Genomic DNA, 23,881 nt, shown 5'->3' on the forward strand with positions numbered 1-23,881 from the left:
GACGGCTCGTCCCGCACCCCCGGCACGGGCGGGCGCGACCGTACGATGGACGGGGTCGAATGCCGTATCGAGGAGGATGACCGTGGCCGACGAGCTCCCGGAGACCCCGGAAGAGACGGAAGAGCCGATCAAGCAGCGCAAGAACGGCCTGTACCCGGGCGTGTCCGACGAGCTCGCCGAGAACATGAAGTCCGGCTGGGCCGACACCGAACTGCACGACCTGCGGCCGATCCCGCAGGCCGCCGAGACCGCCGCCCGCCGCGCCGCGCTGTCCGCGCGCTTCCCGGGCGAGCGCCTGGTGATCCCGGCGGGCAACCTGAAGACGCGCTCCAACGACACCGAGTACCCCTTCCGGGCCTCCGTCGAGTACGCGTACCTCACCGGCAACCAGACCGAGGACGGCGTGCTCGTCCTCGAGCCCGTCGCCGGCGGCCACGAGGCCACGATCTACCTGCTGCCGCGCTCCGACCGGGAGAACGGCGAGTTCTGGCTCTCCGGCCAGGGCGAGCTGTGGGTCGGCCGGCGCCACTCCCTCACCGAGGCCGAGAAGCTGTACGGCATCCCCGCCTCCGACGTGCGCGAGCTGCCCGAGAAGCTGCGCGAGGCGACCGGCCCGGTCCGGGTCGTGCGCGGGTACGACGCCGGCATCGAGGCCGCGCTGACCGACAAGGTCACCGCCGAGCGGGACGAGGAGCTGCGGGTCTTCCTGTCCGAGGCGCGCCTCGTCAAGGACGACTTCGAGATCGGCGAGCTGCAGAAGGCCGTCGACTCGACCGTGCGCGGCTTCGAGGACGTCGTGAAGGTCCTCGACAGGGCCGAGGCGACCTCCGAGCGCTACATCGAGGGCACGTTCTTCCTCCGCGCGCGCGTCGAGGGCAACGACGTCGGCTACGGCTCCATCTGCGCCGCCGGCCCGCACGCGTGCACGCTGCACTGGGTGCGCAACGACGGCCCGGTCCGCTCCGGCGACCTGCTGCTGCTGGACGCGGGCGTCGAGACGCACACGTACTACACCGCCGACGTCACGCGGACGCTGCCGATCGACGGCCGGTACACGGAGATCCAGAAGAAGATCTACGACGCCGTGTACGACGCGCAGGAGGCCGGGATCGCGGCCGTGAAGCCGGGCGCGAAGTACCGCGACTTCCACGACGCCGCGCAGCGGGTGCTCACCGAGCGGCTCGTCGAGTGGGGTCTCGTGGAGGGCCCGGTCGAGCGGGTCCTGGAGCTGGGACTGCAGCGCCGCTGGACGCTGCACGGCACCGGGCACATGCTCGGCATGGACGTGCACGACTGCGCCGCCGCCCGCGTGGAGTCGTACGTCGACGGCACGCTGGAGCCCGGCATGGTGCTGACCGTCGAGCCGGGGCTGTACTTCCAGGCCGACGACCTGACCGTGCCGGAGGAGTACCGCGGGATCGGCGTGCGGATCGAGGACGACATCCTCGTCACCGCCGACGGCAACCGGAACCTGAGCGCCGGGCTGCCGCGCCGCTCGGACGAGGTCGAGAGCTGGATGGCCGCGCTGAAGGGCTGAGGTCCGGCGGCTGACGGACGGAGGACGGCCGGGTGCCCTGCGGGGCGCCCGGCCGTCGTCGCTTCTGCTGGGGGGTGGGGGTGGATCTGCATCTCGCGGTCGCCGCGGGCGAGGGGCGCCGGGCGGGCCTGGAGCGCGCCCTGCGGGACGCCGTACGGGACGGGCGGCTCGCGCCCGGGGAGCGGCTGCCCGCCACGCGGCAGCTGGCCGGGGAGCTCGGCGTCTCCCGGAACACGGTGAAGGCCGCCTACGACCAGCTCGTCGCGGAGGGGTTCCTGACCGCCCGCCAGGGCTCGGGCACGCGGGTCGCCGCGCTGCCGCCCGCCGAGACGGGGGCGCCCGGGGCGCGCGAGCCCGCGCGTGCGCCGCGCTTCGATCTGCGGCCCGGCAGCCCGGACGTCGGGGCGTTCCCGGCGGCTGCCTGGCTGCGGGCGCTGCGCTCGGCGGTCACCAGGGCGCCCGCCCTCGCCTACGACTACGGCGACCCGCGCGGGCGGATCGAGCTGCGGACCGCGCTGTCGGGCTATCTGGGCCGGGCCCGCGGGGTGGTCGCTCCCCCGGAGCGCATCGTGATCACCTCCGGATACGTGCAGGGGCTGGCGCTGCTCACGCGGGTGCTGGACGGCGGCCCGGTCGCCATGGAGGACCCCGGTCTGCCGTTCCATCGGGAGGTCGTACGGCGGCACGGGGGTGCGGTGGTGCCGCTGGAGGTCGACGGGCGGGGGGCGCGCACGCCCGGGGACTGCGCGGCCGTCGTCGTGACGCCCGCGCACCAGTACCCGACCGGGGTGACGCTCCATCCGGAGCGGCGGCGGGCGCTCACCGAGTGGGCCCGCGCGCGGGGCGCCCTGATCGTGGAGGACGACTACGACGGGGAGTTCCGCTACGACCGGCAGCCGGTCGGCGCCCTCCAGGGCATGGCGCCGGGGCAGGTGGCGTATCTGGGGACCGCCTCGAAGACGCTCGGGCCGGCGCTGCGGCTCGGCTGGATGGTGCTGCCGCCGCATCTCGTGGACGCCGTGGCCGACATCAAGCTGCACAGCGACCACCACACCGAGTCCCTCGGACAGCTGGCGCTCGCCGAGCTGATCGACACTCACGCCTACGACCGGCACGTGCGGTCCTGCCGGCTGCGCTACCGGCGGCGCCGGGACCGGCTCCTGGACCGGCTGGGGGCGCGCACGCGGGTGCGGGGGATCGCGGCCGGGCTGCACGCGCTGGTGGAGGTCGACGACGAGGAGCGCGTGCTGGCGCGGGCGCGGGAGCACGGGCTCGCGGTGGGACGGCTGGGCGACCACTGGCACACACCGGACGCGGGCAGGCCGCAGGGGCTGGTCGTGGGGTACGGCACGCCCCGGGAGGGCGCGTACCGGGAAGCGCTGGAGGTGCTGGCGCGGGTCCTGGACGAGGCCGGATTGGGCCCCTGAAAGGCCCTCGGATTGGGCCTCGTGACGGGCCCACCGCGACTCTACGGTCGTCCTATGACCACGCGACTCCTCCCGCCCGCCGGTCCCCGCCGCGTCCTCGCCCTGGCCCAGTTGAGCAACTCGGTCGGCGACGGCGCCTACTACACGACGTCCGCGCTGTACTTCACCCAGATCGTGGGGCTCGGCCCCGCCCGTGTGGGCCTCGGGCTGACCGTCGGCTGGGCGGTCGGCTCGCTGGCCGGGGTGCCGCTGGGGCGCCTCGCCGACCGGCGCGGGCCGCGCGGGACGGCGGTGCTGCTGGCCCTGGCGACCGGGCTGGCGGTGGCGTCCTTCACGGTGGTGCGCGGCTTCCTGCCGTTCGTGCTGGTCGCCTGCGTGTACGCCGCCGCGCAGTCCGGCCTCGCGGCGGCCCGTCAGGCGCTGCTCGCCGGGCTGGTGTCGGCCGGGGAGCGCACGGGGCTGCTGGCGCATCTGCAGTCGACGCTGAACGCCGGTCTGGCGGTGGGGGCCGGGCTCGGCGGGCTCGCGCTGCACGCCGGGACGCGGACGGCGTACCTGGCGGTGTTCACGCTGGACGGGCTGAGCTTCCTGCTGTGCGCGGGGCTGCTGCTGCGGCTGCCCGCCGTCCGGGCCGGGGCCGCGCGGCGGACCGGGAAGCTCGGGGTGCTGCGGGACCGGCCGTACGCGGTGCTGGCGTTGCTCAACACCGTGCTGCTGCTGCGGCTTCCGCTGCTCAGTCTCGTACTGCCGCTGTGGATCACGCGGCGGACCGACGCCCCGGCCTGGATGGTCTCCGCGCTGTTCGTGCTCAACACCGGTGCCGTGATGGCGTTCCAGGTGCGGGTGGCGCGCGGGGTCACGGGTCCGGCGACGGCGACCCGGGCGATCCGCCGGGCCGCCTGGGTGATGCTGGCCGCGTGCGGCGCGTTCGCCCTGAGCGCGGGGGCCCCGCTGTGGGTCGGCGCCGGCGTGCTGGTGCTGGGCGCGGTGCTCCAGGTGGTCGCCGAGATGGGGCAGTCGGCGGGGTCCTGGCAGCTGTCCTTCGACCTGGCCCCGCAGGGTCGCACCGGGGAGTACCAGGGCCTCTTCGGAACCGGCGTCACCGTCGCCCGGACCCTCGGCCCGCTCCTGCTGACGTCCCTGCTCGTGGACGGGGGCACCGCGGGCTGGCTGGCGCTGGGCGCGGTGATGCTGGCGGCGTCCTACGCGATGGGGCCGGCGGCGCGGCACGCGCTGGGGCGGCGGGGGGCGGGGCGGGGGGAGGAGCCCGTGGCGGTGCCGGTTGCGTGAGGGACCAGGTGGGTCACCAGTCCTTCATCGCGTCGGTGGGGGACATGCTCGCCGCTCTGCGGGCGGGGGCCAGCGAACCGATCGCCACCACCAGCACCGTCAGGCCGAGGAGCAGGAGCAGGGTGGGCGCGGACGGCAGCGGCACCCAGCCGTCGACGTACGGCGCCAGGTCCGCGCTGCCCCGCAGCAGGGCGGCGGCGCCGCTGCCCAGTGCCGCGCCGAGCACGGCGCCGATCAGCGCGGCCACGGCGCCGACCAGGGCCATCTCCGTGACCAGCATCAGGACCGACCTGGTACGGAAGCCGACCGCCTTGAGAATGCCGATCTCCTGCGCGCGCTGCCGGGACAGTGCGCCGGTCACGGTGACCGCGCCGACGAACGCGAGCACCCCGAGCACCCCGAGCAGCACCTGGCCGACCAGCCTGATCATCTCCAGCACGGCGGGGAGCGCCTCGAGCTGCTGCTGGAGGGTGACCGCCGGATAGCCCAGTCGCTGCACGGACTCCATCACGGCCGGCACGTCCGCCGCCGTCTTCGCGACCACGGTCAGCTGGTCGTAGCCGATGGTGGACACGTAGCTGTCCACCGGTTCCCCGGACCGCTGTGCCGCCCACTCGATCACGGTGTCGTCGGCGGCGTACGCGGCACCGGGGTTGTCCAGCTGCCAGGTCGGGTCGTACACACCGACGAGGCGGGCCTTGCCGGTGACTCCGGTGCCCTCGCCCTGCCTTACGTAGCGAGTCGTCTCGACGTCGATCTTCTGGCCGACCAGGTTGCTCAGGTCGACTCCCTGGGCGGCGGCCGGGGCCACGAGTTCGCCGGGGCGCAGCGGGAAGAGGTTCTTCCGTACCGACTTGGTGACCGGCGGGGTGAGCGCCGGCCGGTGGGTCGTCGCGTACAGCAGGACGGTGTCGCCGGTCTCGGTCAGCACGCCGAACGACACCTGTGCCCGGTGCTGAACCGACTCGACGTGCGGCAGCTTCGCGAGCCGGGCGGCGGTCCGGTCGGTCAGCTGCGGGGTGTCGGGGCGTCCGTCGGGCTTGTCGACGGTGATGCTGCGGTTGGCGCTGCTCTCCTTGACGCCCGTGTCGGTGGCGCCCTGCGCCCGGGCGGCGATGCCGAGTGCGCCGAGGCAGACGGCGGCGGCGACGGAGACCAGGGCCACGAGTCCGAACAGGCGGCGGCGCAGGGCGCGGACGTTGGCCAGTGCGAGACTGAAGGTGTTCATTCGGGGCTCTCCGTCTCCACACGTTCGGCGCCGGTCTTCGCCCGTACGCCGTCGGCCGGGCCGGCGAGCCTGCCCTTGTCCAGGCGGTGCACCACGTCCGCAGCGTCGGACACGGCCGGGTTGTGCGTCACGAGCAGCACCGCGCGGCCCTCGTCCGCCAGCTCCCGGAAGAGACCGAGGAGCACCTCCTCGCTCTCCGTGTCGAGGTTCCCGGTCGGCTCGTCGGCCAGCACCACGGGCGGGTCGTTGATCAGCGCCCGCGCCAGGGCCACCCGCTGCTGCTCGCCGCCCGACAGTTCGCTGGGCAGATGGTCGGCACGCTCCGCGAGTCCCACCCGTGCCAGCAGCTCGCGTGCGCGTGTCTCGCCTTCGCGGCGGCGGCCGGTGAACGGCAGGAGGACGTTGCGCAGCGCCGAGTGCTGGGGCAGCAGGTTGTACGACTGGAACACGAACCCGAGCGTGCCGCGGCGCAGATCCGCCAGCGCTCCGTCCGACAGATCCGTCGTGTCGACGGGGCCCGTGCCGTGGACGCCCTTTACGAACACCCGGCCGCTGTCCGGCGGGGTCAGCAGCCCGAGGATGTGCAGAAGTGTGGTCTTGCCGGAGCCCGAGTGGCCGACCAGGGCGGTGACCTCACCCTTCCTCACGGCGAGGTCGACGCCGTGCAGGACGTCGACCCTCCTTCCGCGCAGGACGTAGGACTTGCCCACGCCCTCCGCGCGCAGCACTACGCTCACCGGACTCTCGCTCACTTTCGTCCTCGGGATCGCGGCCGGCAACCAGCCCATGGCGCCGTGCGGTTGCCGATCCGGCAGAGCCGCGTCCGGTGCGCCGCCGCGCAGCACAGAGGCCCGTACGACCAGCGCGTAGTCGTAGACGGTGATGAGGCATCCCGGGTTCCGCGCCGGTGTTCGCGGGCGGCCCGGTTCAGGCGGTCGCCGCCGGCGCTACACCGCCATCAACGGTGCGTCGTTCCGCCACTTGAGGATCTTCTCGAAGCTGACCACGGCGCCGGTGCGGCCCGTCGGGGTGCCGAAGTGGACGTGGTCCGCGAGTTCTTCGATGAGGCACAGGCCCCGGCCGTGCTCGGCGTCGGAGGCGGCCTGGCGGGTGGCGCGGCGGGGTGGGGTGAAGCCGGGGCCGGAGTCGGCGACCTCGATGTGGCACCGCTCGCCGTCGAGGTAGGCCGTGACGCGGTACGCCTGGGGCGAGCCGTCGGGGGTGGTGGCGCCGCCGTGCTCGACGGCGTTCGCGCAGGCCTCGCTGAGGGCGACGGAGAGGTCGTAGGAGACGTCGGGGTCCACCCCCGCGGTCTCCATGGTGCCCATGAGCAGGCGCCGGGCGAGCGGCACGCTCGCGGCATCGCGCCGCAGATGGAGTGACCACCAGATGCTCATGCTCCAGCCTCCTGGCCGCGGCTCGACATACCGATACGTATTGCCGCGAGTGACCGCCCGTAAGCACATCCGTGACGTGACGCCGCCCATATGGTCGATGCGCCTATGCGTGAATCGGTGTATGTGGTGGCGGGCCACACCAGAACGTGATCTTCCGGCTGTATGTCATCTTGCGGACCTGCCGTATGGCGGCCCTGGGGCCAGTGCGATGATGAGCCCGCCATGTCTGCCCCCCACCCGCGCACAGCGCGCGCCGGAAGCGATCTCCGGGTACCGCGGGCCGCGGTCTTCGCCGCGGTCTGCGTCGTGCTGGCCGGGGTCGGGCACGCGCTCGGCTCGTGCGCCTCGGTCCCGCTGTGGACGCTGGGCGCCGGGTTCCTGGGGGTCCTCCTCGTCACGGTGCCGCTCACCGGCCGGGTGCGCTCGCTGCCCGGTACGGCCGCGCTGCTCGCCGGTGGACAGACCGTCCTGCACACGCTGTTCGGGCTCGGGCAGCACGGGGCGGTGACGGCCGGGGCGACCTCCGGCACCTCCTCCGGTCCGGCGTCCGACGCGGCGCTCGTCGAACAGGCGGCGCGGCTCGTCTGCGGGACCGCCGCCGCGGCGATCAGTCCCGTGCAGGCCGAGCGGATCCTCACCGACGCGCGGATCGCGCCGGGGACCGGAACGCACGCCGCGCACGTCCACGCGGACTCCATGGCCTCGGCCGTGGACGCGACGTCCGTGTCGCTGCTGCCGTCCCTGCCGATGCTGCTCGGCCACCTGCTCGCGGCGCTCGTCGCCGGGTGGCTGCTGCGGCGCGGGGACCTGGCGGTGCTGCGGCTCGCCGAGATGTCCGCGCTGTCGGCGCACGCGGTCGCCGAGGGCGCACTCGTGCGTTCCCTGCGCGGGGCGCTCGCGCTGGTACGGGCCCTGCGCGCCGGGTTGCCCGGCGCGCCCGAGGCGGGCCCGCGTCCTCCGCGGGCCGAGGGACACGCCCTCCCCGCCCCGCGCACCGTCGTCCTCCAGCACACCGTGATCAGACGCGGCCCGCCGGCCGCCGCCGCGCTCTGCCTCGCCGCCTGACACGACGCGACCACCACTCCACCCCGCGGGGGTGTGAAGAGGCCGCCGTCGTGCGGCACGCGCGCGTGCGCCCGTCCCCGACCGAGGGGCGGTACGGCACGCCGGTCACGGTGCGCCGGTTTCCCGCCGATCACCCCTGATCAGGCACCTCCGCGCACGCGTACTCCTCTTCACCACCGGAAAACCCGTATCTCACCCACAGTGGAGTGCTCCGAATGAAGGCCTCTCGTCTCGCCGCCGCCGGCACCCTCGCCGGCACCGCCGTGCTCGCCCTGTCCGCGCCCGCGTTCGCCCATGTCAGCGTGCAGCCGGAGGGCGAGGCCGCCAAGGGCGGTTACGCGGTCGTCGACTTCAAGGTGCCCAACGAGCGCGACAACGCCTCGACCACCAAGCTCGAGGTCACCTTCCCGACCGACCACCCGCTGGCGTCCGTGATGCCGCAGCCGGTGCCCGGCTGGAAGGCCGAGGTCACCAAGTCCACCCTGAAGAAGCCGCTGGAGCTGCACGGCAAGAAGATCACCGAGGCCGTCAGCAAGGTCACCTGGACCGCGGACGGCAAGGGCGTCGAGCCAGGCTTCTTCCAGAAGTTCCCCCTGTCCGTCGGCACCCTCCCCGAGGACACCGACCAGCTCGTCTTCAAGGCGGTGCAGACGTACTCCAACAAGGAGGTCGTCCGCTGGATCGAGGTGCCGCAGGAGGGCCAGGAGGAGCCCGACAACCCGGCGCCCGTGCTCCAGCTGTCCGCCGCCGAGGAGGGCGGCCACCACGGCTCGGCCTCCGCCGGCAAGGGCTCCGGCGACGCCGAGGCCGCCTCCGCGAAGACGTCCGCCGCCGAGCCCGCCGACAGCAGCGACACCACCGCCCGCGTCCTGGGCGTGGTCGGCATCGTCGTCGGCGCACTGGGCGTGGCCTACGGCGTGCTCGCCGGCCGTCGGCGCACCACCGCCTGACCCGTCCCGAACCCATACGTCGGGTCGTCCCCGGCTCCCTGTCCCCGGCGCACGCCGGGCGGGGGCCGGGGGCGTCCCGCGGGAGACTGCACATGCGTAAGAAGACCTTCGCGGCGGCGGCCCTGCTCGCCGCCGCCACCCTGACCCTGACCGCGTGCGGCGGCGGTGACGGCGACGACGCCTCGCCGGTGACCGTGGTCTCCGAGGAGACCGGCTCCGACAAGGCCGCCATCGTCCTCGACAAGCCGTTCGAGAAGCCGGACCTGGTCCTCACCGACACCCACGGCGAGAAGTACGACCTGCGCAAGGAGACGGCGGGCAAGCCCACGCTGATCTACTTCGGCTACACCAACTGCCCCGACGTCTGCCCGACCACGATGAGCAACATCGCCGTGGCCAAGAAGCAGCTGCCCAAGGCCCAGCAGGACGAGCTGCGGATCGTCTTCGTCACCACCGACCCGGAACGGGACACCTCCGCCGCGCTCGGCAAGTGGCTCAAGGGCATCGACCCCCAGGTCGTGGGCCTGACCGGTGACTTCGACACCGTCCAGGCCGGCGCCCGCACCCTCGGCATCACCATCGAGGCGCCGCACAAGGACAAGAACGGCAAGGTCGTCTCCACCCACGGCACCCAGGTCGTCGCGTTCTCCCCGAAGACCGACGCCGGGTACGTCCTCTACACCGAGGACGCCACCGTGGACGACTACACCAAGGACCTCCCGGCGCTGATCAAGGGGGCCCGGCCGTGAGCCGTCGCGTCGCACCCGTCGCGCTCCTGGCCGGGGCGCTGCTCCTCGCGGGCTGCGGCTCCGGGGACGACTCGGCGGCCGACCTGTCCGTCAGCGGCGCCTACATGCCGCAGCCGGTGTCCGACTCGATGGCGGCCGGCTTTCTGACGGTGACCAACGCGGGCGGCACGGAGGACGAACTGACCTCCGTGACCAGCGACATCGGCGAGGTCACCGCCCACGAGACGGTCGACTCGGCGATGCGGGAGGCGAAGGACCTCACGGTCCCCGCACACGGCACCCTCGTGTTCCGCAGCGGCGCCAACCATCTGATGTTCGAAAAGCTGAAGCGGAAGCCGCGGCAGGGCGAGAAGGTGACGGTGCAGCTCCACTTCGCGGAGTCGGGCACCGTCACGGTCGAGATCCCGGTGAAGTCCGCGACGTACAGCCCGAAGACCGGACACTGAGGGAGAGATCGCCTTGACGTCAACCATCGCCCCCCGGGTCCGGACGCTGGTGCTGCTGCTCCTGGCCGCCACCGGCCTGCTCCTCGCCGGCGCCGGCCCGGTCTCCGCGCACGCCGCGCTGACCGGCAGCGACCCCCGGCAGGGGGCGGTGGTGGACAAGGCCCCGGAGCGGATATCGCTGACCTTCTCCGAGAAGGTCGCCCTGTCCGACGACTCCCTGCGGGTCCTCGACCCCAAGGGCAAGCGCGTGGACAGCGGCGACCCCGCCGGCACCGGCGGCACAACCTACGCCGTGAAGCTGCACGGCGGTCTGCCCGACGGCACGTACACCGTCACCTACCAGGTGGTGTCCGAGGACAGCCATCCGGTCGCCGGGGCCTACACCTTCTCGATCGGCGCGCCGTCGAAGACGTCCGTCTCGGTCGACGGGCAGACCGCGGGCGGCGGGGTCGTCGGCGTGCTCTACGGCTTCGGCCGGTACGTGTCGTACGCCGGGTTCATCGTCCTGGTCGGCGGGGCCGCGTTCGTGCTGGGCTGCTGGCGGCGCGGGACGGCCGTGCGGTCGATGCAGCGGCTCGTGGTGTCCGGCTGGCTCGCGCTGACGGCGGCCACGCTCGGGCTGCTGCTCGTGCGCGGCTCCTACACCGGCAGCGGGAAGGTCGGCGACATCTTCGATCTGGACCTGCTCGGGCAGGTCCTCCAGACCAAGACCGGCGCGGCGCTCGTCTCCCGGCTGCTGCTGCTCGCCGCGGCGGCGCTGTTCATCGCGGTGCTGTTCGGGGCGTACGACAAGCGGGACGACGAGGAGAAGCGGGACCTCACCTTCGGGCTCGCGATCGGCGGGACCGTCGTCGCGGCGGGGCTCGCGGCGAGCTGGGCGATGTCCGAGCACGCCTCGACCGGGCTCCAGCCGGGGCTGGCCATGCCGGTGGACGTACTGCACCTGCTGGCCGTCGCGGGCTGGCTGGGCGGGCTGACCGCGCTGCTGACGGCCCTGTACCGGGCGCCCGCGGAGACCCCTCTCGACGCGGCGGCCGTACGGCGCTTCTCGCGGCTGGCGTTCGGCAGCGTGCTGACGCTCGTCGCCACCGGGATCTACCAGTCCTGGCGGCAGCTCGGATCGTGGTCGGCGTTCACCGGTACCCGGTACGGGCAGCTGCTGCTCGTCAAGATCGGGCTCGTGGTGCTGCTGGTCGGCATCGCGTGGATATCGCGCCGGTGGACGGCACGGCTGGCGGACGTCGGCGTGGCGGAGGTGGACGCCGGGACGGTGACGGAGGACGGGGGGGCCGGGAAGGGCGAGGGGGCCGAGGAGGACGGTGCCGAGAAGGAGCACGTCTCCACGGGTGCCGGTGCGTCCGCCGCGGCGACGGGTGCCTCCGGGGGCGGTGCCGCCGGTGGGGCCGGTCCCAGCGGCTCCGACGGTTCCGACGGCACCGACGCCGACTCCGAGCGGGCCGCGCAGCTCGCCCGGCAGCGGGCCGCCATCGACACCGCCCGGCGCAAGCGGGAGCGCGACGCCGACCCGAACCGTTCCGGGCTGCGCCGCTCGGTGCTCGCCGAGGCGGCGGTCGCCGTCGCCCTGCTCGCCGTCACGACCATGCTGACGTCGACCGAGCCGGGCCGTACCGAGGAGCAGGCCGCGGCGGCCACCTCGTCCGCGACCGAGGACGCGAACGCGGCCGGGGCGCTCACCCTGGACATGTCGTTCGACACCGGCGGCGAGGACGGCAAGGGCGTCGTGCGGATCGACCTCGACCCCGCGCGCCCGGGCTCCAACGAGCTGCACGTCTATGTGCTGCGGCCCAACGGGCGTGCCTTCGACATCCCCGAGGTGAAGATCGCCTTCACCCTGGAGGAGCAGGACATCGGGCCGCTGCCCGTCGTCCCGGACCACATCTCCACCGGACACTGGTCGGCGAGCGGGGTGCAGATCCCGATGGCCGGCGACTGGAAGGTCGCCGTGACCGTGCGCACCTCCGACATCGACCAGGCGACCGTCTCCAAGAACGCGCAGATCGGCTGAACCGCACCATGACCGACCAGTCCCTCCCCCAGGCCCACCGCACGCGGGCCGACGCCGTCGGCTCCGACGCCGGCGTCCCCGAGGCGGGCGCCACCGGGAACCCGGCCACGGGCGGGCTTTCGCGGCGCCGGCTGCTCGGGACCGCCGGGGCGACCGGCCTGGTGCTGGGCGCGGCGGGCGGGGCGGCCGGCTACGCCGCCCGTCCGGCCGGGGCGACCCCGCTCAGCTCGGTGGGGTCCGGCGAGGTGATGTTTCACGGGAAACATCAGCCCGGCATCGTCCAGCGGCTCCAGGCCCGGGGTCATCTCGTCGCCTTCGACCTGGCGCCGGGCGCCGGGCGCAAGGAGGCGGCGGCACTGCTGCGCCGCTGGTCGGAGACGGCCCGGCGGCTGATGGCGGGCGAGGCCGCCCGGGAGGACGACACCGGGGTCGCCCTGGACGCCGGACCGTCCTCCCTGACGATCACCTTCGGCTTCGGGCACAGCTTCTTCGCCCGGACCGGTCTGGAGAAGCAGCGCCCGGTCGCCCTGGACCCGCTGCCGGAGTTCTCCTCCGACCGGCTGGACAAGGCACGCGGCAACGGCGACCTGTGGGTGCAGATCGGCGCCGACGACGCGCTGGTCGCCTTCCACGCGCTGCGGGCGGTCCAGAAGGACGCCGGCCGGGCCGCCCGGGTCCGCTGGCAGATGAACGGCTTCAACCGGTCCCCCGGAGCCACCGCGCACCCCATGACGGCCCGCAATCTGATGGGCCAGGTGGACGGCACCCGCAACCCGAAGCCGGCCGACGCCGACTTCGACCGGCGGATCTTCGTCCCGGAGTCCGGCTCGCAGGACCCGGCGTGGATGGCGAACGGCTCCTACGCCGTCGTACGCCGGATCCGGATGCTCCTCGACGACTGGGAGCAGCTCTCCGCCAAGGAGCAGGAGGAGGTCATCGGGCGCCGCAAGGCCGACGGGGCGCCGCTGACGGGCGGCACCGAGACGACCGAGATGGACCTGGAGAAGACGGACCGGGCGGGGAACCTGGTCGTCCCGCTCAACGCCCACGCGCGGATCACCCGGCCCGACCAGAACGGCGGGGCGGCGATCCTGCGCCGGCCCTTCTCGTACCACGACGGCATCGACGCCGACGGTGTGCCGGACGCCGGTCTGCTCTTCATCTGCTGGCAGGCCGACCCGCTGCGCGGCTTCGTCCCCCTCCAGCGCAAGCTCGACCGGGGCGACGCGCTGTCGCGGTACATCCGGCACGAGGCGAGCGGCCTGTTCGCGGTGCCGGGCGGGGCGGCCGAGGGGGAGTACGTGGGGCAGCGGCTGCTGGAGGGGTGACCCTGCCCGGCGCGGGGTCGCCCTGCCTCGAGGGGTTGGTGTCGCCCTCGCGGGTGGCTGGGGCGCGAAGGCGCACGCCCGGTTTCGCCAGGCCCATTAGGGTGAGGTCATGCCAGCGAGCTATGCCTATCTGGGCCCCGAGGGCACCTTCACCGAGGTCGCCCTGCGCACGCTTCCCGAGGCCGCGACCCGGGAGCTGATCCCGTACGTGTCCGTGCAGTCCGCGCTCGACGCCGTGCGCGTCGGCGAGGCGGAGGCCGCGTTCGTACCGATCGAGAACTCCGTGGAAGGCGGCATCACGACCACGCTCGACGAGCTGGTCGCGGGCGCGCCGCTGATGATCTACCGCGAGGTGCTGCTGTCGATCACCTTCGCGCTGCTGGTCAGGCCGGGCACCGGGCTGTCGGACATCAAGACGGTCTCCGCTCATCCGGCGGCGCAGCCCCAGGTGCGCAACTGGCTGAAGAACAACCTCCCGGACGCCCACTGGGAGTCCGCCGCGTCGAACGCGGACGCCGCGCGTCTGGTCCAGGAGGGCCAGTACGACGCCGCCTTCGCCGGTGAGTTCGCCGCCGCCCGGTACGGCCTGGTGGCGCTGGAGACGGGGATCCACGACGCGGAGAACGCGCAGACGCGGTTCGTGCTGGTCGGCCGGCCCGCCCGGCCCGCCGCGCCGACCGGGGCGGACAAGACGTCGGTGGTGCTGTGGCAGCGGGACGACCACCCCGGTGGGCTGCGGGACCTGCTCGGCGAGTTCGCCACCCGCGGGATCAACCTGATGCTGCTCCAGTCCCGTCCGACGGGTGCGGGCATCGGCAACTACTGCTTCTGCATCGACGCCGAGGGACACATCTCCGACCGCCGGGTCGCGGAGGCGCTGATGGGGCTGAAGCGGATCTGTCTGCAGGTGCGGTTCCTGGGCTCGTACCCGCGGGCGGACCTGAGGCCGTCGGACGTGGAGCCGCCGCGCCTCGGGACGTCGGACGACGAGTTCGTGGCGGCGGCGGACTGGGTGGCGCGCTGCCAGGACGGGCGCTTCTGAGCCACGCGGTCCTACCTGCTGATAGTCGTTATCCACAGAAGTTTTCCACAGGTCCGCTTCTCGACCTGGGGACAAGTCGACAGACAAGGGTAAGTCTGTCGACAAATCGGTCCTCAGCGTCTCTCCGCGTCCACCTTCACGCACATCACCCTTCGTCCACCCTTTTCCCTTGCGCCATCCTTTGGGGCGACCACTTTCCCCCCAAAGGTACGGGTGAGGCGGGTTTGCCCTGGGAATCTTCGACGTGATCACCATGTTGCGGAGTGATCGATTCCGACATCCACAGTTCTTCCACACAGCCTGTGGATAACTTTTCGGAGCCTGGGAATGCCTGTGGACAAGAACCCCTCAAGTCCCGCTCCCCGCAAGGGAATCGAGTCAACGACCCGCCCCGCAAGTGCTTCTTCCAGGGAGCCTGTCGCACTTTATTGACACGGCTCGCAATTCCCCCATAACGCAACGTAAGCCGCGTTCCGGAATAGTGAGTCGTGGGCTCCCGCCGCGCCCCGGTAGCCTGGGGCACGTGATTGACCTTCGCCTGCTCCGTGAGGACCCCGACCGAGTGCGCGCCTCGCAGCGCGCCCGTGGAGAGGACGTCGCGCTCGTCGACTCCCTCCTGTCCGCCGATGAGCGGCGCAGGTCGTCCGGCGTCCGCTTCGACGAACTCCGCGCCCAGCAGAGGCAGCTCGGCAAGCTCATCCCCAAGGCGTCCGGGGACGAGAAGGCGGAGCTGCTGAAGAAGGCGAGCCAGCTGGCCGCCGACGTCAAGGCCGCCGACGCCGAGCGCGACGCCGCCGCGGCGGAGACCCAGGAGCTGCTGGCCAAGCTCGGCAACCTCGTGCACCCCGACGTCCCGGTCGGTGGCGAGGAGGACTTCGTCACGCTGGAGACGCACGGCGAGATCCGTGACTTCGCGGCCGAGGGCTTCGAGCCGAAGGACCACCTGGAGCTCGGCTCCCTGCTCGGCGCGATCGACGTCGAGCGCGGCGCCAAGGTCTCCGGCTCCCGCTTCTACTTCCTCACCGGCGTCGGCGCCCTCCTGGAGTTCGCCCTGGTGAACGCGGCGATCGCCCAGGCCACAGCGGCCGGCTTCACGCCGATGCTGACGCCCGCGCTGGTGCGCCCCGAGTCGATGGCCGGCACCGGCTACCTGGGACAGGACGCCGACGGCGTCTACTTCCTGGAGAAGGACAACCTCTACCTGGTGGGCACCTCCGAGGTCGCCATCGCCTCCTACCACCGCGACGAGATCCTCGACGCCGACCAGCTGCCCCTGCGGTACGCGGGCTTCTCGCCCTGCTTCCGCCGTGAGGCCGGCTCGCACGGCAAGGACACCCGGGGCATCTTCCGCGTCCACCAGTTCGACAAGGTGGAGATGTTCTCCTTCGTCGACCCGGCGGACAGCCAGGCCGAGCACCGGCGCCTGCTGGAGTGGGAGAAGCAGTGGCTGACGTCGCTGGAGCTGCCGTTCCGCGTCATCGACGTCGCCTCGGGCGACCTGGGCTCGTCGGCGTCCCGCAAGTTCGACTGCGAGGCGTGGATCCCGACGCAGGGCAAGTACCGCGAGCTGACGTCCACGTCGGACTGCACCGAGTTCCAGTCGCGCCGCCTGTCGATCCGCGTCCGTGACGGCAAGCAGGTCAAGCCGCTCGCCACGCTCAACGGCACCCTGTGCGCCGTCCCGCGCACGATCGTGGCCCTGCTGGAGAACCACCAGCAGGCCGACGGCTCCGTCCGGGTCCCCGAGGTCCTGCGCCCGTACCTGGGCGGCCGCGAGGTCCTGGAGCCGGTGGCCAAGTGACTGGCACCGCCTGCGCCGACGACACCGAGGGCTCCGCGGCCGGTCTTCCGGCCGGCCGCGGCGGCCTGCCGTACAAGCTGATCGCGACCGATCTGGACGGGACGCTGCTGCGCTCCGACGAGTCGGTCTCGCAGCGCACCCGTGACGCGCTCGCCGCGGCCACCGAGGCGGGTGCCGCGCACCTCGTCGTCACCGGCCGCGGTGTCCCGTGGACCCGGCACATCCTCCAGGACCTGGGATACCAGGGGCTCGCGGTGTGCGGGCAGGGCGCGCAGGTGTACCACGCCGGGGAGAACCGCCTGCTGACGTCCGTGACGCTGGACCGGCAGCTCGGGGGTGTCGCGCTGGCCAAGATCGAGGCCGAGGTCGGCCCGCTGTACCTGGCGGCGAGCCGGGACGGCCTGGACGGGGACGTGCTGGTCGGCCCGGGGTACGCGCTGACGGGCGCGCTGCCCTCGACGCCGTTCACGGACGCCTCCGACCTGTGGAGCGCCCCGCTGAACAAGATCTACATACAGCATCCCGAGCTGTCGGACGACGAGCTGGCCGAGGCGGCCCGCCGGGCGGCGGGCGGCTTCGTCACGGTGGCGATGGCCGGCGAGGGCATCGTGGAGCTGCTGCCCCTGGGGCTGTCCAAGGCGACCGGGCTGTCCCTGGCGGCCCGCCGGCTCGGCGTGAAGGCCGCGGACACGATCGCCTTCGGCGACATGCCGAACGACATCCCGATGTTCGCGTGGGCCGCGCACGGCGTGGCCATGGCCAACGCCCACGCGGAACTCAAGGCGGTCGCGGACGAGGTGACGGCCTCCAACGAGGAGGACGGCATCGCGGTCGTCCTGGAGCGCCTGCTGGGCTGAGCCCCGTGGGCGTTCGTGCGCGTGTCTCTTGAGGAGGATGCACGGATCGAACGTGCGCGGGGTCTCCCCCGACCGCGGCTCAGCAAGCCGGTGCCTTACCTCTCGGCCAATCCTCCGGGTGGGCGGCCCACGCGAGAGCGACATCGCGTGCTCGAAGCGGCCGCCCCGGGCGGCTCCCCTGCGGAAGCGGGCTCGACGGTGGGGTAACTACACCGGAACCCGCCGCGGGACGCCCTGACGGGAGCTGAACGGACTGTCGTGCAGGGACATCGCTCAGCTCCTCTCCCAGACGGTGGCGCCGGACCCGGCCGGCGCCCTCGGCACAACCATGGTGCCGGGACGCCGACTTGGGCGCCACCGAATAAACCGGGTGCGCTCACTCCTCGCCGGCGAGGGTCAGGGAGCGCAGCTTCTGGCCGGCGTACCAGGTGGCCAGCACGGTCACCAGCGCCAGCAGCACCGTGGCCGTCGTCAGACCGACGTCCGAGGTGACCATCTCGCCGCCGGCGACCTTCTCCGCCACCGCCAGCGACCACTGCTGGACGCTCAGGGTGCGCGCGCCCGGCACCAGGGAGCCGAACAGCGCCTCCCAGACGAGCGCGTAGACGAGGCCGAACACCACGGCGTGCCGGGACACCGTGCCGAGGAGCAGGAACAGCGCGGCGTAGGCGATGGAGGCGACGAGCGCGGCCACCGTGTAGGCGACGGCGATCTGCTGGCCGTTGCCGTTGAGGACGAAGCCCGCGACGAACGTCGGCAGCGCCGAGAACACCATGGTCACGGCGATCGCCACGATCAGTTTGGTGAAGATGATCGTGGGCCGCTTCACCGGCTTGGACAGCAGGTACACCACCGAGCCGTCGTCGATCTCCGGGCCGATGGCACCGGTGCCGGCGATGACGCCGATGATCGGCACCATGGTGGCGAGCGCGAGCCCGCCGAGCAGGTCGGACGCGGTCTGGTCGTCGGCTCCCGCGAGTCCGCGGACGGCCACGGCGATCACGATGAGCAGCAGCGGCAGCGCGCCCAGGATGAGGGCCCGGCGCCGGCCGAGCAGGGCCCGATAGGTGAGCCGGGCGACTGTGGGGTCGTACATTGTGGCCTCCTACGCCGCGACCAGATACGAGAAGACGGACTCGAGGGACTCGTCGGACGGCGAGACCGTCAGCAGCCGGATGCCGTGGTCGCGGGCGACCCTGGGCAGCAGGGCGGTGAAGCGGCCGAAGTCGACGGCCTGGATGCGCAACGCGCCCTCCGCGAGGTCGACCTCGATGCCGGACGTGGACGGGTCGGCGATCAGCGCGGCCGCGAGGGCGCGGTCGTCGCTGGAGCGCACCAGGTAGCGATGCGGGCGGTCGGTCATCAGGCGGCGGATCTTGCGGAAGTCGCCGCTGGCCGCGTGCCGTCCGGCCACCACGACCTCGATGTGCCGGGCGAGCTGTTCGACCTCCTCGAGGATGTGGGAGGAGAACAGCACGGTGCGGCCCTCGTCGCCCATGCGGCGCAGCAGGTCCATCAGCTGCATGCGCTGGCGGGGGTCCATGCCGTTGAACGGCTCGTCGAGCAGCAGCAGCGACGGGTCGTGGACGAGGGCGCTCGCCATCTTCACGCGCTGGCGCATGCCCTTGGAGTACGTCTGGATCTTGCGGTCCTGCGCGTACTCCATCTCGACCGTGGCGAGCGCCTTCTGGGCGGCCTTGGCGCCCAGCCCGTGCAGTTCGGCGTTGGCGACGACGAACTCGCGGCCGGTCAGGAAGTCGTACATCGCCTCGCGTTCGGGGACGATGCCGATGTGCTTGTAGATGGCCTCGTTACGCCAGACGGGCTGCCCGTCGAGGGTGACGGTGCCCGTGGAGGGGGCGAGGAAGCCGCCCATCATGTTGATGAGGGTGGACTTCCCGGCGCCGTTCGGGCCCAGGAGGCCGGTGACGCCGGGGCCGATCGTCATGGTGATGTCGTTGACGGCGACCACGTTGCCGAACCAGCGGGAGACGTGGTCGATAGAGAGAGTGCTCATGGGCGCAGCCCACTCCTTAGAAGGGTGGTGGCGGGAGACGGGTGGGCGTGGTCACAGTCCCACCTTCTTGTAGCGGCGCAGCAGGAGGCCGTAGGCGGCGGCGATCAGGCCGAGGACGACGACGAGGTAGACGACGCCCTCCCCGGTGCTGGGGCCGACCCCGCCCGGGAACGCCGAGGTCGCGCCGAGGAAGGCGGACTGCACGCCGTCGATGAGCGTGACCGGCGAGAACAGCCCGATCCAGGCGATGGCCCCGCTGCCGCCCTCCTCGCCGAGGGTCTGCGCGTCGGCGATGGCCTGGAGCGTGGAGACCGCGCCGTAGGAGATCGTCATGACGGCGATCACGGCCGCGATGCCGAAGCCGCGGCGCGGGGTGACGGACGCGATGACCAGGCCGATGCCGGCGAACAGCAGGGACAGCAGAATCACGGAGACGAGTCCTTGTGCGAAGCCCTTGGTCTGCTCGGCGAAGTCCAGCTTGGCCAGCAACGCGCCCACGTACAGCACCAGCAGGGGAGCCGCCGTCAGGATGAACAGGGCGGAGGCCAGCGCCGCGAACTTCGCGCGGACGTAGTCGGCGGTCTCGATGGGCCGCGAGAAGTACAGCGGCACGGTCTTGAAGCGCAGGTCGCGGGAGACCGACTGGGGTGCCTGCGAGGCGACGTACAGGCTGATGACGGCCTGCATGATGATCGCGTAGCGCGTGTAGTCGACCGGCAGGTCCTTCGCCTTGGTGGCGACCGCGACGGCCACCATGATGGCCGCGGGCACGCACATCACCACGAACAGCAGCATCGGCAGCACCTTGGACTTCACCGAGCGGCCGAGGCCGTAGGCGCCGCGCAGGGACTGCGAGTACAGCGAGCGGGTGGCGTACGAACGGCCCAGGCGGGGGCCGTCGTAGCTGCGGTAGCCGATGTTGTGGATGCGGGTCTGGTCACCCGGCTGCGGGACCGGTGTCCGTGTGGGCTGCTCAACCGCCATGGCCGACCGCCTCCTTCCGCTGTGTGCCGGCGGTCTGCTCGCCGTCCTGGAAGACCTCGGAGATGTGGTGGCGGCGCTGCTCCATGCGGACCAGGCCGAGGCCGAGGTCGGCGACGACGTCCCGCACCAGGTCGTAGGTCCCGTCGCCCTCCGCGGTGAGCAGCAGGATGTGCCCGGCGCCGGGGAGGCCGCCGCTGCCGTCGAGGACGTCGACCCCGCGCGCGTGGAGCGCGTCGCGCACCGCGCGGGTGCCGTCCGGGTGCTCGTCGCTGTCGGTGACCTCGATGGCGAGGGTGGTGGTGGTCTGGGTGAAGTCGGTGGTGGAGCTGGAGCGCAGGAGCTTGCCGCCGTCGATGACGACGACGTGGTCGCAGGTGCGTTCGAGCTCGCCCAGCAGATGGGACGTGACCAGGACCGAGATGCCGAAGTCGGTGTGGATGCGCCGGATCAGGCCGAGCATCTCGTCGCGGCCGACCGGGTCGAGGCCGTTGGTCGGCTCGTCGAGGAAGACCAGCTGCGGGTCGTGCACGAGGGCCTGCGCGAGCTTGACGCGCTGCTTCATGCCCGTCGAGTAGCCGCCGATGGGGCGGTAGCGCTCCTCGTACAGGCCGACGTGGCGCAGGGTGTCGGCGGTGCGCTCGCGCGCGGCGGTCGGCGGCAGGCCGGACATGCGGGCCATGTGCACGACGAACTCGGTGGCCGAGACGTCGGGCGGCAGGCAGTCGTGTTCGGGCATGTAGCCGACACGCTCGCGGATGGCGGCGCCCTTGGTCGCGACGTCGAGTCCGAGCACTTCGGCACGGCCCTCGGTCGCGGGGGACAGACCCAGCAGGATCTTGATCATGGTGGACTTGCCGGCTCCATTGGCCCCGACGAGTCCGGTCACCCCGGGCCCGATGTCCATGGTCAGCCGGTCAAGCGCGGTCACCCGGGGGAACCGCTTGCTCAGGCTTTCGGTCGCGATCACAGTCACACCACGAAGGTAGTGACCCGCGCCACGCCGGTCGTCAGCCCGCAGAGCTGTTTCGGGGTCAGCCTCCAGGACTACGCGGCCCTGGGGATCACCCTGAGGTCCAAGGCGCCGAGCCCCGATTTTCCCCAAGGCGCGGCTTTTCCACAGGCTCGGGCGGCGCCATTGACGCGATCTCCAACAGATGTCAGATTCGCCGGTGTCACGTTACGGGCACGTACGGCGACCGGAGACGCGGGGACCGGGTGCGGGGCGGAGGAGAAGTGACCCTTCAGGGTGCGCGCGAGCGCCGGGTGGCGACCGGTGGGATCGAGCTGTGCGTCGCCGAGCTCGGCGACCCCGCCCGGCCGACGGTGGTCCTCGTGCACGGCTACCCGGACAGCAAGGAGGTGTGGTCCGAGGTCGCCGCGCTGCTCGCCGGGCGCTTCCATGTCGTGCTGTACGACGTCCGGGGCCACGGCGGGTCCACGGCGCCGCGTCCGCTGCGCGGCGGGTTCACGCTGGAGAAGCTGACGGACGACTTCCTCGCCGTGGCGGACGCGGTCAGCCCGGACCGGCCGGTGCATCTGGTCGGGCACGACTGGGGTTCGGTGCAGGGCTGGGAGTTCGCGACCGTCGGGCGCACCCAGGGCCGCATCGCGTCCTTCACCTCGATGTCGGGGCCGTCTCTGGACCACTTCGGCCACTGGATCAGCGGGCGCCTGCGCCGGCCCACCCCGCGCCGGCTCGGGCAGGTGCTCGGGCAGGGCGCCAAGTCCTGGTACGTGTACGCGCTGCACACACCGGTGCTGCCCGAGCTGGCCTGGCGCGGCCCCCTCGGCAGGCGCTGGCCGCGGATGCTGGAGCGCCTGGAGAAGGTCTCCGGCGACGGGTACCCGACCCCGTCCCTGCCGTCGGACGCGGCCCACGGGGCGTGGCTGTACCGGGACAACGTCCGGGCGCGCCTGCGCCGCCCGCGCGAGGACGCCTTCGCGCACGCGCCCGTCCAGCTCATCACGCCCCTCGGGGACGTCTTCCTGTCGGAGCGGCTGTACGACGACCTGGAGCGGTGGGTGCCGCGGCTGACCCGGCGCACCCTGGACGCCCGGCACTGGATACCGCGCACCCGCCCGGACCGGCTGGCCGGTTGGATCACCGAGTTCGTGACGTCGGTGGAGGACGGGCGGCCCGAGCAGGCGCCCGTGACCGGGCGGCACGCGGACCGCTTCGCCGGGCAGCTGGTGCTGGTCACCGGCGCGGGCAGCGGCATCGGGCGGGCCACGGCGTACGCGTTCGCCGAGGCCGGGGCGCGGGTGGTGGCCGTGGACCGGGACGCCGAAGCCGCCGCGACGACCGCCGGGACGGCCCGGCTGATGGGCGCGCCCGCGTCCTGGGCGGAGACGGCCGACGTCTCCGACGGACCGGCGATGGAGAAGCTGGCCGCGAAGGTCGCCGCCGAGTACGGCGTGGTGGACGTCCTGGTGAACAACGCCGGGATCGGTCTGGCGGGCTCCTTCTTCGACACGACCCCGGAGGACTGGAAGCAGGTCCTGGACGTCAATCTGTGGGGCGTCATCCACGGCTGCCGGCTGTTCGGGAGGCAGATGGCCGAGCGGGGGCAGGGCGGCCACATCGTCAACGTCGCCTCGGCCGCCGCCTACCAGCCGTCCAGGGCGCTGCCCGCCTACAGCACCTCCAAGGCGGCGGTGCTGATGCTGAGCGAGTGCCTGCGCGCGGAGCTGGCGGACCAGGACATCGGGGTGACGGCGATCTGCCCGGGGTTCGTCAACACGCCGATCACCTCGACCGCGCGCTTCGCCGGGGTGGACGCCGAGGAGGAACGGCGGCTGCGGAAGCGGTCGGCGCGCTGGTACGGCCTGCGGAACTACCCGGCGGAGAAGGTCGCCGACGCGATCCTGCGGGCGGTGGTGCGGGGTGACGCGGTGGTCCCGGTGACGCCGGAGGCCCGCGGGTCGTATCTGCTGGCGCGGTTCGCCCCGAGGGCGCTGCGCAGGATCGCGCGCGTACGGCCTCGGCTGTAGGCAGGTGGCCGGTTCCGCGTCCCAACACCCCTGGCTGGAGCGGCCGTTTCTCCACAGGATCGCCAATTCCCCCTGTGGATAACCGTACTTGGCTGTGGACCAAACCTCCCGCGCGAAATCGTTCGCGTGATTCGCCTCGCTCCCGGCACGCTGGGGGGCATGGACGAGAGACGCACCGTGAAGGTGTCCAAGTATCTGTCGAAGCATCTGCGCCACCAGCCGCAGCGGATCGGTCTCACGCTGGACGAGGGCGGCTGGGTGGAGATCGACACGCTGATCGCCGCCGCGCAGGCGCACGGCTTCCCCTTCACCCGCGACGAGCTGGACCACGTGGTCACGGCCAACGACAAGAAGCGCTTCGCCGTGGACGGCACCCGTATCCGCGCCAGCCAGGGCCACAGCGTCGACGTCGACCTGGGGCTGCCCCCGGCGACCCCGCCGCCGTACCTGTACCACGGGACCGTGGCGGCTCATCTGGAGGCGATCCGCGCCGAGGGGCTGCGGCCCATGAACCGGCACGACGTACATCTGTCCCCGGACCGCGACACCGCCACCCGCGTCGGCGCCCGGCGCGGCCGCCCGGTCGTGCTCTCCGTGGACACCGGCGCCATGCACCGCGACGGGCATGTCTTCCATGTCAGCGCCAACGGGGTCTGGCTGACGAAGGCCGTGCCGCCGGAGTACCTGCGGTTTCCCGAGGCGCACTGACCTCGATCCGCCCCGCATGATCGTCTCCTCCGGCATGA

21 protein-coding genes and 1 tRNA gene are annotated in these 23,881 nt (G+C 72.6%); 14 read left to right on the forward strand and 8 right to left on the reverse strand.

The window, feature by feature from the left end; translation table 11 throughout:
• Positions 1 to 76: 76 nt before the first annotated feature.
• The 3 genes from F8R89_RS17625 to F8R89_RS17635 all read left to right on the forward strand — a co-directional run bounded on the left by F8R89_RS17625 (position 77) and on the right by F8R89_RS17635 (position 4,254).
• Positions 77 to 1,537 (forward strand): aminopeptidase P family protein, encoded by a 1,461-nt coding sequence (locus F8R89_RS17625; RefSeq protein ID WP_151784874.1) that lies wholly within the window; start codon positions 77 to 79, stop codon positions 1,535 to 1,537.
• 80 nt (positions 1,538 to 1,617) lie between these two features.
• Complete coding sequence (locus F8R89_RS17630; RefSeq protein WP_151784875.1) at positions 1,618 to 2,964, forward strand: PLP-dependent aminotransferase family protein; 1,347 nt, start codon at positions 1,618 to 1,620, stop codon at positions 2,962 to 2,964.
• A 54-nt stretch (positions 2,965 to 3,018) separates the two neighbouring features.
• Positions 3,019 to 4,254 (forward strand): MFS transporter, encoded by a 1,236-nt coding sequence (locus F8R89_RS17635; RefSeq protein ID WP_151784876.1) that lies wholly within the window; start codon positions 3,019 to 3,021, stop codon positions 4,252 to 4,254.
• A gap of 13 nt (positions 4,255 to 4,267) precedes the next feature.
• Here F8R89_RS17635 and F8R89_RS17640 read toward each other — a convergent pair whose 3' ends face one another.
• The 3 genes from F8R89_RS17640 to F8R89_RS17650 all read right to left on the reverse strand — a co-directional run bounded on the left by F8R89_RS17640 (position 4,268) and on the right by F8R89_RS17650 (position 6,879).
• A complete protein-coding gene (locus F8R89_RS17640; protein WP_151784877.1) occupies positions 4,268 to 5,482 on the reverse strand; it encodes an ABC transporter permease in 1,215 nt (404 codons plus the stop codon).
• On the reverse strand, positions 5,479 to 6,219 hold the full coding sequence (locus F8R89_RS17645) for an ABC transporter ATP-binding protein (protein WP_225994421.1): 741 nt from the start codon (positions 6,217 to 6,219) through the stop codon (positions 5,479 to 5,481). The genes F8R89_RS17640 and F8R89_RS17645 overlap by 4 nt, the downstream gene beginning before the upstream one ends.
• Positions 6,220 to 6,429: 210 nt before the next feature.
• Positions 6,430 to 6,879, reverse strand: a complete 450-nt coding sequence (locus F8R89_RS17650; RefSeq protein ID WP_151784878.1) for an ATP-binding protein — start codon at positions 6,877 to 6,879, stop codon at positions 6,430 to 6,432.
• A 222-nt stretch (positions 6,880 to 7,101) separates the two neighbouring features.
• Here F8R89_RS17650 and F8R89_RS17655 point away from each other — a divergent pair, with 222 nt between their 5' ends.
• The 9 genes from F8R89_RS17655 (at position 7,102) to F8R89_RS17695 (ending at position 17,143) form a co-directional block, all read left to right on the forward strand.
• Positions 7,102 to 7,944: a hypothetical protein gene (locus tag F8R89_RS17655; protein WP_151784879.1), complete on the forward strand. Its 843-nt coding sequence runs from the start codon at positions 7,102 to 7,104 to the stop codon at positions 7,942 to 7,944.
• A 215-nt stretch (positions 7,945 to 8,159) separates the two neighbouring features.
• Positions 8,160 to 8,894 (forward strand): YcnI family protein, encoded by a 735-nt coding sequence (locus tag F8R89_RS17660; RefSeq protein ID WP_151784880.1) that lies wholly within the window; start codon positions 8,160 to 8,162, stop codon positions 8,892 to 8,894.
• 92 nt (positions 8,895 to 8,986) lie between these two features.
• Entirely contained in the window at positions 8,987 to 9,643 is a 657-nt protein-coding gene (locus F8R89_RS17665; RefSeq protein ID WP_151784881.1) for an SCO family protein, read from the forward strand.
• On the forward strand, positions 9,640 to 10,089 hold the full coding sequence (locus tag F8R89_RS17670) for a copper chaperone PCu(A)C (RefSeq protein ID WP_151784882.1): 450 nt from the start codon (positions 9,640 to 9,642) through the stop codon (positions 10,087 to 10,089). The genes F8R89_RS17665 and F8R89_RS17670 overlap by 4 nt, the downstream gene beginning before the upstream one ends.
• Positions 10,090 to 10,102: 13 nt before the next feature.
• Complete coding sequence (locus F8R89_RS17675; protein WP_151784883.1) at positions 10,103 to 12,115, forward strand: copper resistance CopC/CopD family protein; 2,013 nt, start codon at positions 10,103 to 10,105, stop codon at positions 12,113 to 12,115.
• A gap of 8 nt (positions 12,116 to 12,123) precedes the next feature.
• A complete protein-coding gene (gene efeB / locus F8R89_RS17680) occupies positions 12,124 to 13,443 on the forward strand; it encodes an iron uptake transporter deferrochelatase/peroxidase subunit (RefSeq protein ID WP_151784884.1) in 1,320 nt (439 codons plus the stop codon).
• 109 nt (positions 13,444 to 13,552) lie between these two features.
• A complete protein-coding gene (gene pheA, locus F8R89_RS17685) occupies positions 13,553 to 14,485 on the forward strand; it encodes a prephenate dehydratase (RefSeq protein WP_151784885.1) in 933 nt (310 codons plus the stop codon).
• A gap of 523 nt (positions 14,486 to 15,008) precedes the next feature.
• A complete protein-coding gene (serS, locus tag F8R89_RS17690; RefSeq protein WP_151784886.1) occupies positions 15,009 to 16,286 on the forward strand; it encodes a serine--tRNA ligase in 1,278 nt (425 codons plus the stop codon).
• A gap of 65 nt (positions 16,287 to 16,351) precedes the next feature.
• Positions 16,352 to 17,143, forward strand: coding sequence for an HAD family hydrolase (locus F8R89_RS17695; protein ID WP_151788176.1), 792 nt, complete (start codon positions 16,352 to 16,354; stop codon positions 17,141 to 17,143).
• 31 nt (positions 17,144 to 17,174) lie between these two features.
• Here F8R89_RS17695 and F8R89_RS17700 read toward each other — a convergent pair.
• The 5 genes from F8R89_RS17700 to F8R89_RS17720 form a co-directional block, all read right to left on the reverse strand.
• Positions 17,175 to 17,259, reverse strand: a tRNA-Ser gene (locus tag F8R89_RS17700).
• A gap of 260 nt (positions 17,260 to 17,519) precedes the next feature.
• Complete coding sequence (locus F8R89_RS17705) at positions 17,520 to 18,239, reverse strand: ABC transporter permease subunit (RefSeq protein WP_151784887.1); 720 nt, start codon at positions 18,237 to 18,239, stop codon at positions 17,520 to 17,522.
• 9 nt (positions 18,240 to 18,248) lie between these two features.
• Positions 18,249 to 19,160, reverse strand: coding sequence for an ABC transporter ATP-binding protein (locus tag F8R89_RS17710; RefSeq protein ID WP_151784888.1), 912 nt, complete (start codon positions 19,158 to 19,160; stop codon positions 18,249 to 18,251).
• A gap of 51 nt (positions 19,161 to 19,211) precedes the next feature.
• Positions 19,212 to 20,144, reverse strand: a complete 933-nt coding sequence (locus tag F8R89_RS17715; RefSeq protein WP_151784889.1) for an ABC transporter permease — start codon at positions 20,142 to 20,144, stop codon at positions 19,212 to 19,214.
• The gene (locus tag F8R89_RS17720; RefSeq protein ID WP_151788177.1) at positions 20,134 to 21,111 is read right to left on the reverse strand and encodes an ABC transporter ATP-binding protein; all 978 of its coding nucleotides are present in this window, start codon (positions 21,109 to 21,111) and stop codon (positions 20,134 to 20,136) included. The genes F8R89_RS17715 and F8R89_RS17720 overlap by 11 nt, the downstream gene beginning before the upstream one ends.
• 266 nt (positions 21,112 to 21,377) lie before the next feature.
• On the opposite strand from F8R89_RS17720, the gene F8R89_RS17725 reads away from it, so the two are divergent.
• Positions 21,378 to 23,135 carry an SDR family oxidoreductase gene (locus tag F8R89_RS17725; RefSeq protein WP_151784890.1) on the forward strand — a complete coding sequence of 586 codons (1,758 nt, stop codon included), beginning with the start codon at positions 21,378 to 21,380 and terminating at the stop codon, positions 23,133 to 23,135.
• A 159-nt stretch (positions 23,136 to 23,294) separates the two neighbouring features.
• On the forward strand, positions 23,295 to 23,843 hold the full coding sequence (locus F8R89_RS17730; RefSeq protein ID WP_151784891.1) for an RNA 2'-phosphotransferase: 549 nt from the start codon (positions 23,295 to 23,297) through the stop codon (positions 23,841 to 23,843).
• The last annotated feature ends 38 nt before the right edge of the window (positions 23,844 to 23,881 follow it).

The sequence above is a fragment of the Streptomyces sp. SS1-1 genome, from assembly GCF_008973465.1.
In the GTDB taxonomy this organism is placed as follows: Bacteria; Actinomycetota; Actinomycetes; order Streptomycetales; family Streptomycetaceae; genus Streptomyces.

Coding starts and splice junctions, on each gene's coding strand:
- F8R89_RS17640 (WP_151784877.1), bottom strand. CDS start 5,482: ATGAACACCTTCAGTCTCGCACTGGCCAACGTCCGCGCCCTGCGCCGC.
- F8R89_RS17655 (WP_151784879.1), top strand. CDS start 7,102: ATGTCTGCCCCCCACCCGCGCACAGCGCGCGCCGGAAGCGATCTCCGG.
- F8R89_RS17625 (WP_151784874.1), top strand. CDS start 77: ATGACCGTGGCCGACGAGCTCCCGGAGACCCCGGAAGAGACGGAAGAG.
- F8R89_RS17710 (WP_151784888.1), bottom strand. CDS start 19,160: ATGAGCACTCTCTCTATCGACCACGTCTCCCGCTGGTTCGGCAACGTG.
- F8R89_RS17660 (WP_151784880.1), top strand. CDS start 8,160: ATGAAGGCCTCTCGTCTCGCCGCCGCCGGCACCCTCGCCGGCACCGCC.
- F8R89_RS17665 (WP_151784881.1), top strand. CDS start 8,987: ATGCGTAAGAAGACCTTCGCGGCGGCGGCCCTGCTCGCCGCCGCCACC.
- F8R89_RS17715 (WP_151784889.1), bottom strand. CDS start 20,144: ATGGCGGTTGAGCAGCCCACACGGACACCGGTCCCGCAGCCGGGTGAC.
- F8R89_RS17705 (WP_151784887.1), bottom strand. CDS start 18,239: ATGTACGACCCCACAGTCGCCCGGCTCACCTATCGGGCCCTGCTCGGC.
- pheA (WP_151784885.1), top strand. CDS start 13,553: ATGCCAGCGAGCTATGCCTATCTGGGCCCCGAGGGCACCTTCACCGAG.
- efeB (WP_151784884.1), top strand. CDS start 12,124: ATGACCGACCAGTCCCTCCCCCAGGCCCACCGCACGCGGGCCGACGCC.
- F8R89_RS17730 (WP_151784891.1), top strand. CDS start 23,295: ATGGACGAGAGACGCACCGTGAAGGTGTCCAAGTATCTGTCGAAGCAT.
- F8R89_RS17635 (WP_151784876.1), top strand. CDS start 3,019: ATGACCACGCGACTCCTCCCGCCCGCCGGTCCCCGCCGCGTCCTCGCC.
- F8R89_RS17650 (WP_151784878.1), bottom strand. CDS start 6,879: ATGAGCATCTGGTGGTCACTCCATCTGCGGCGCGATGCCGCGAGCGTG.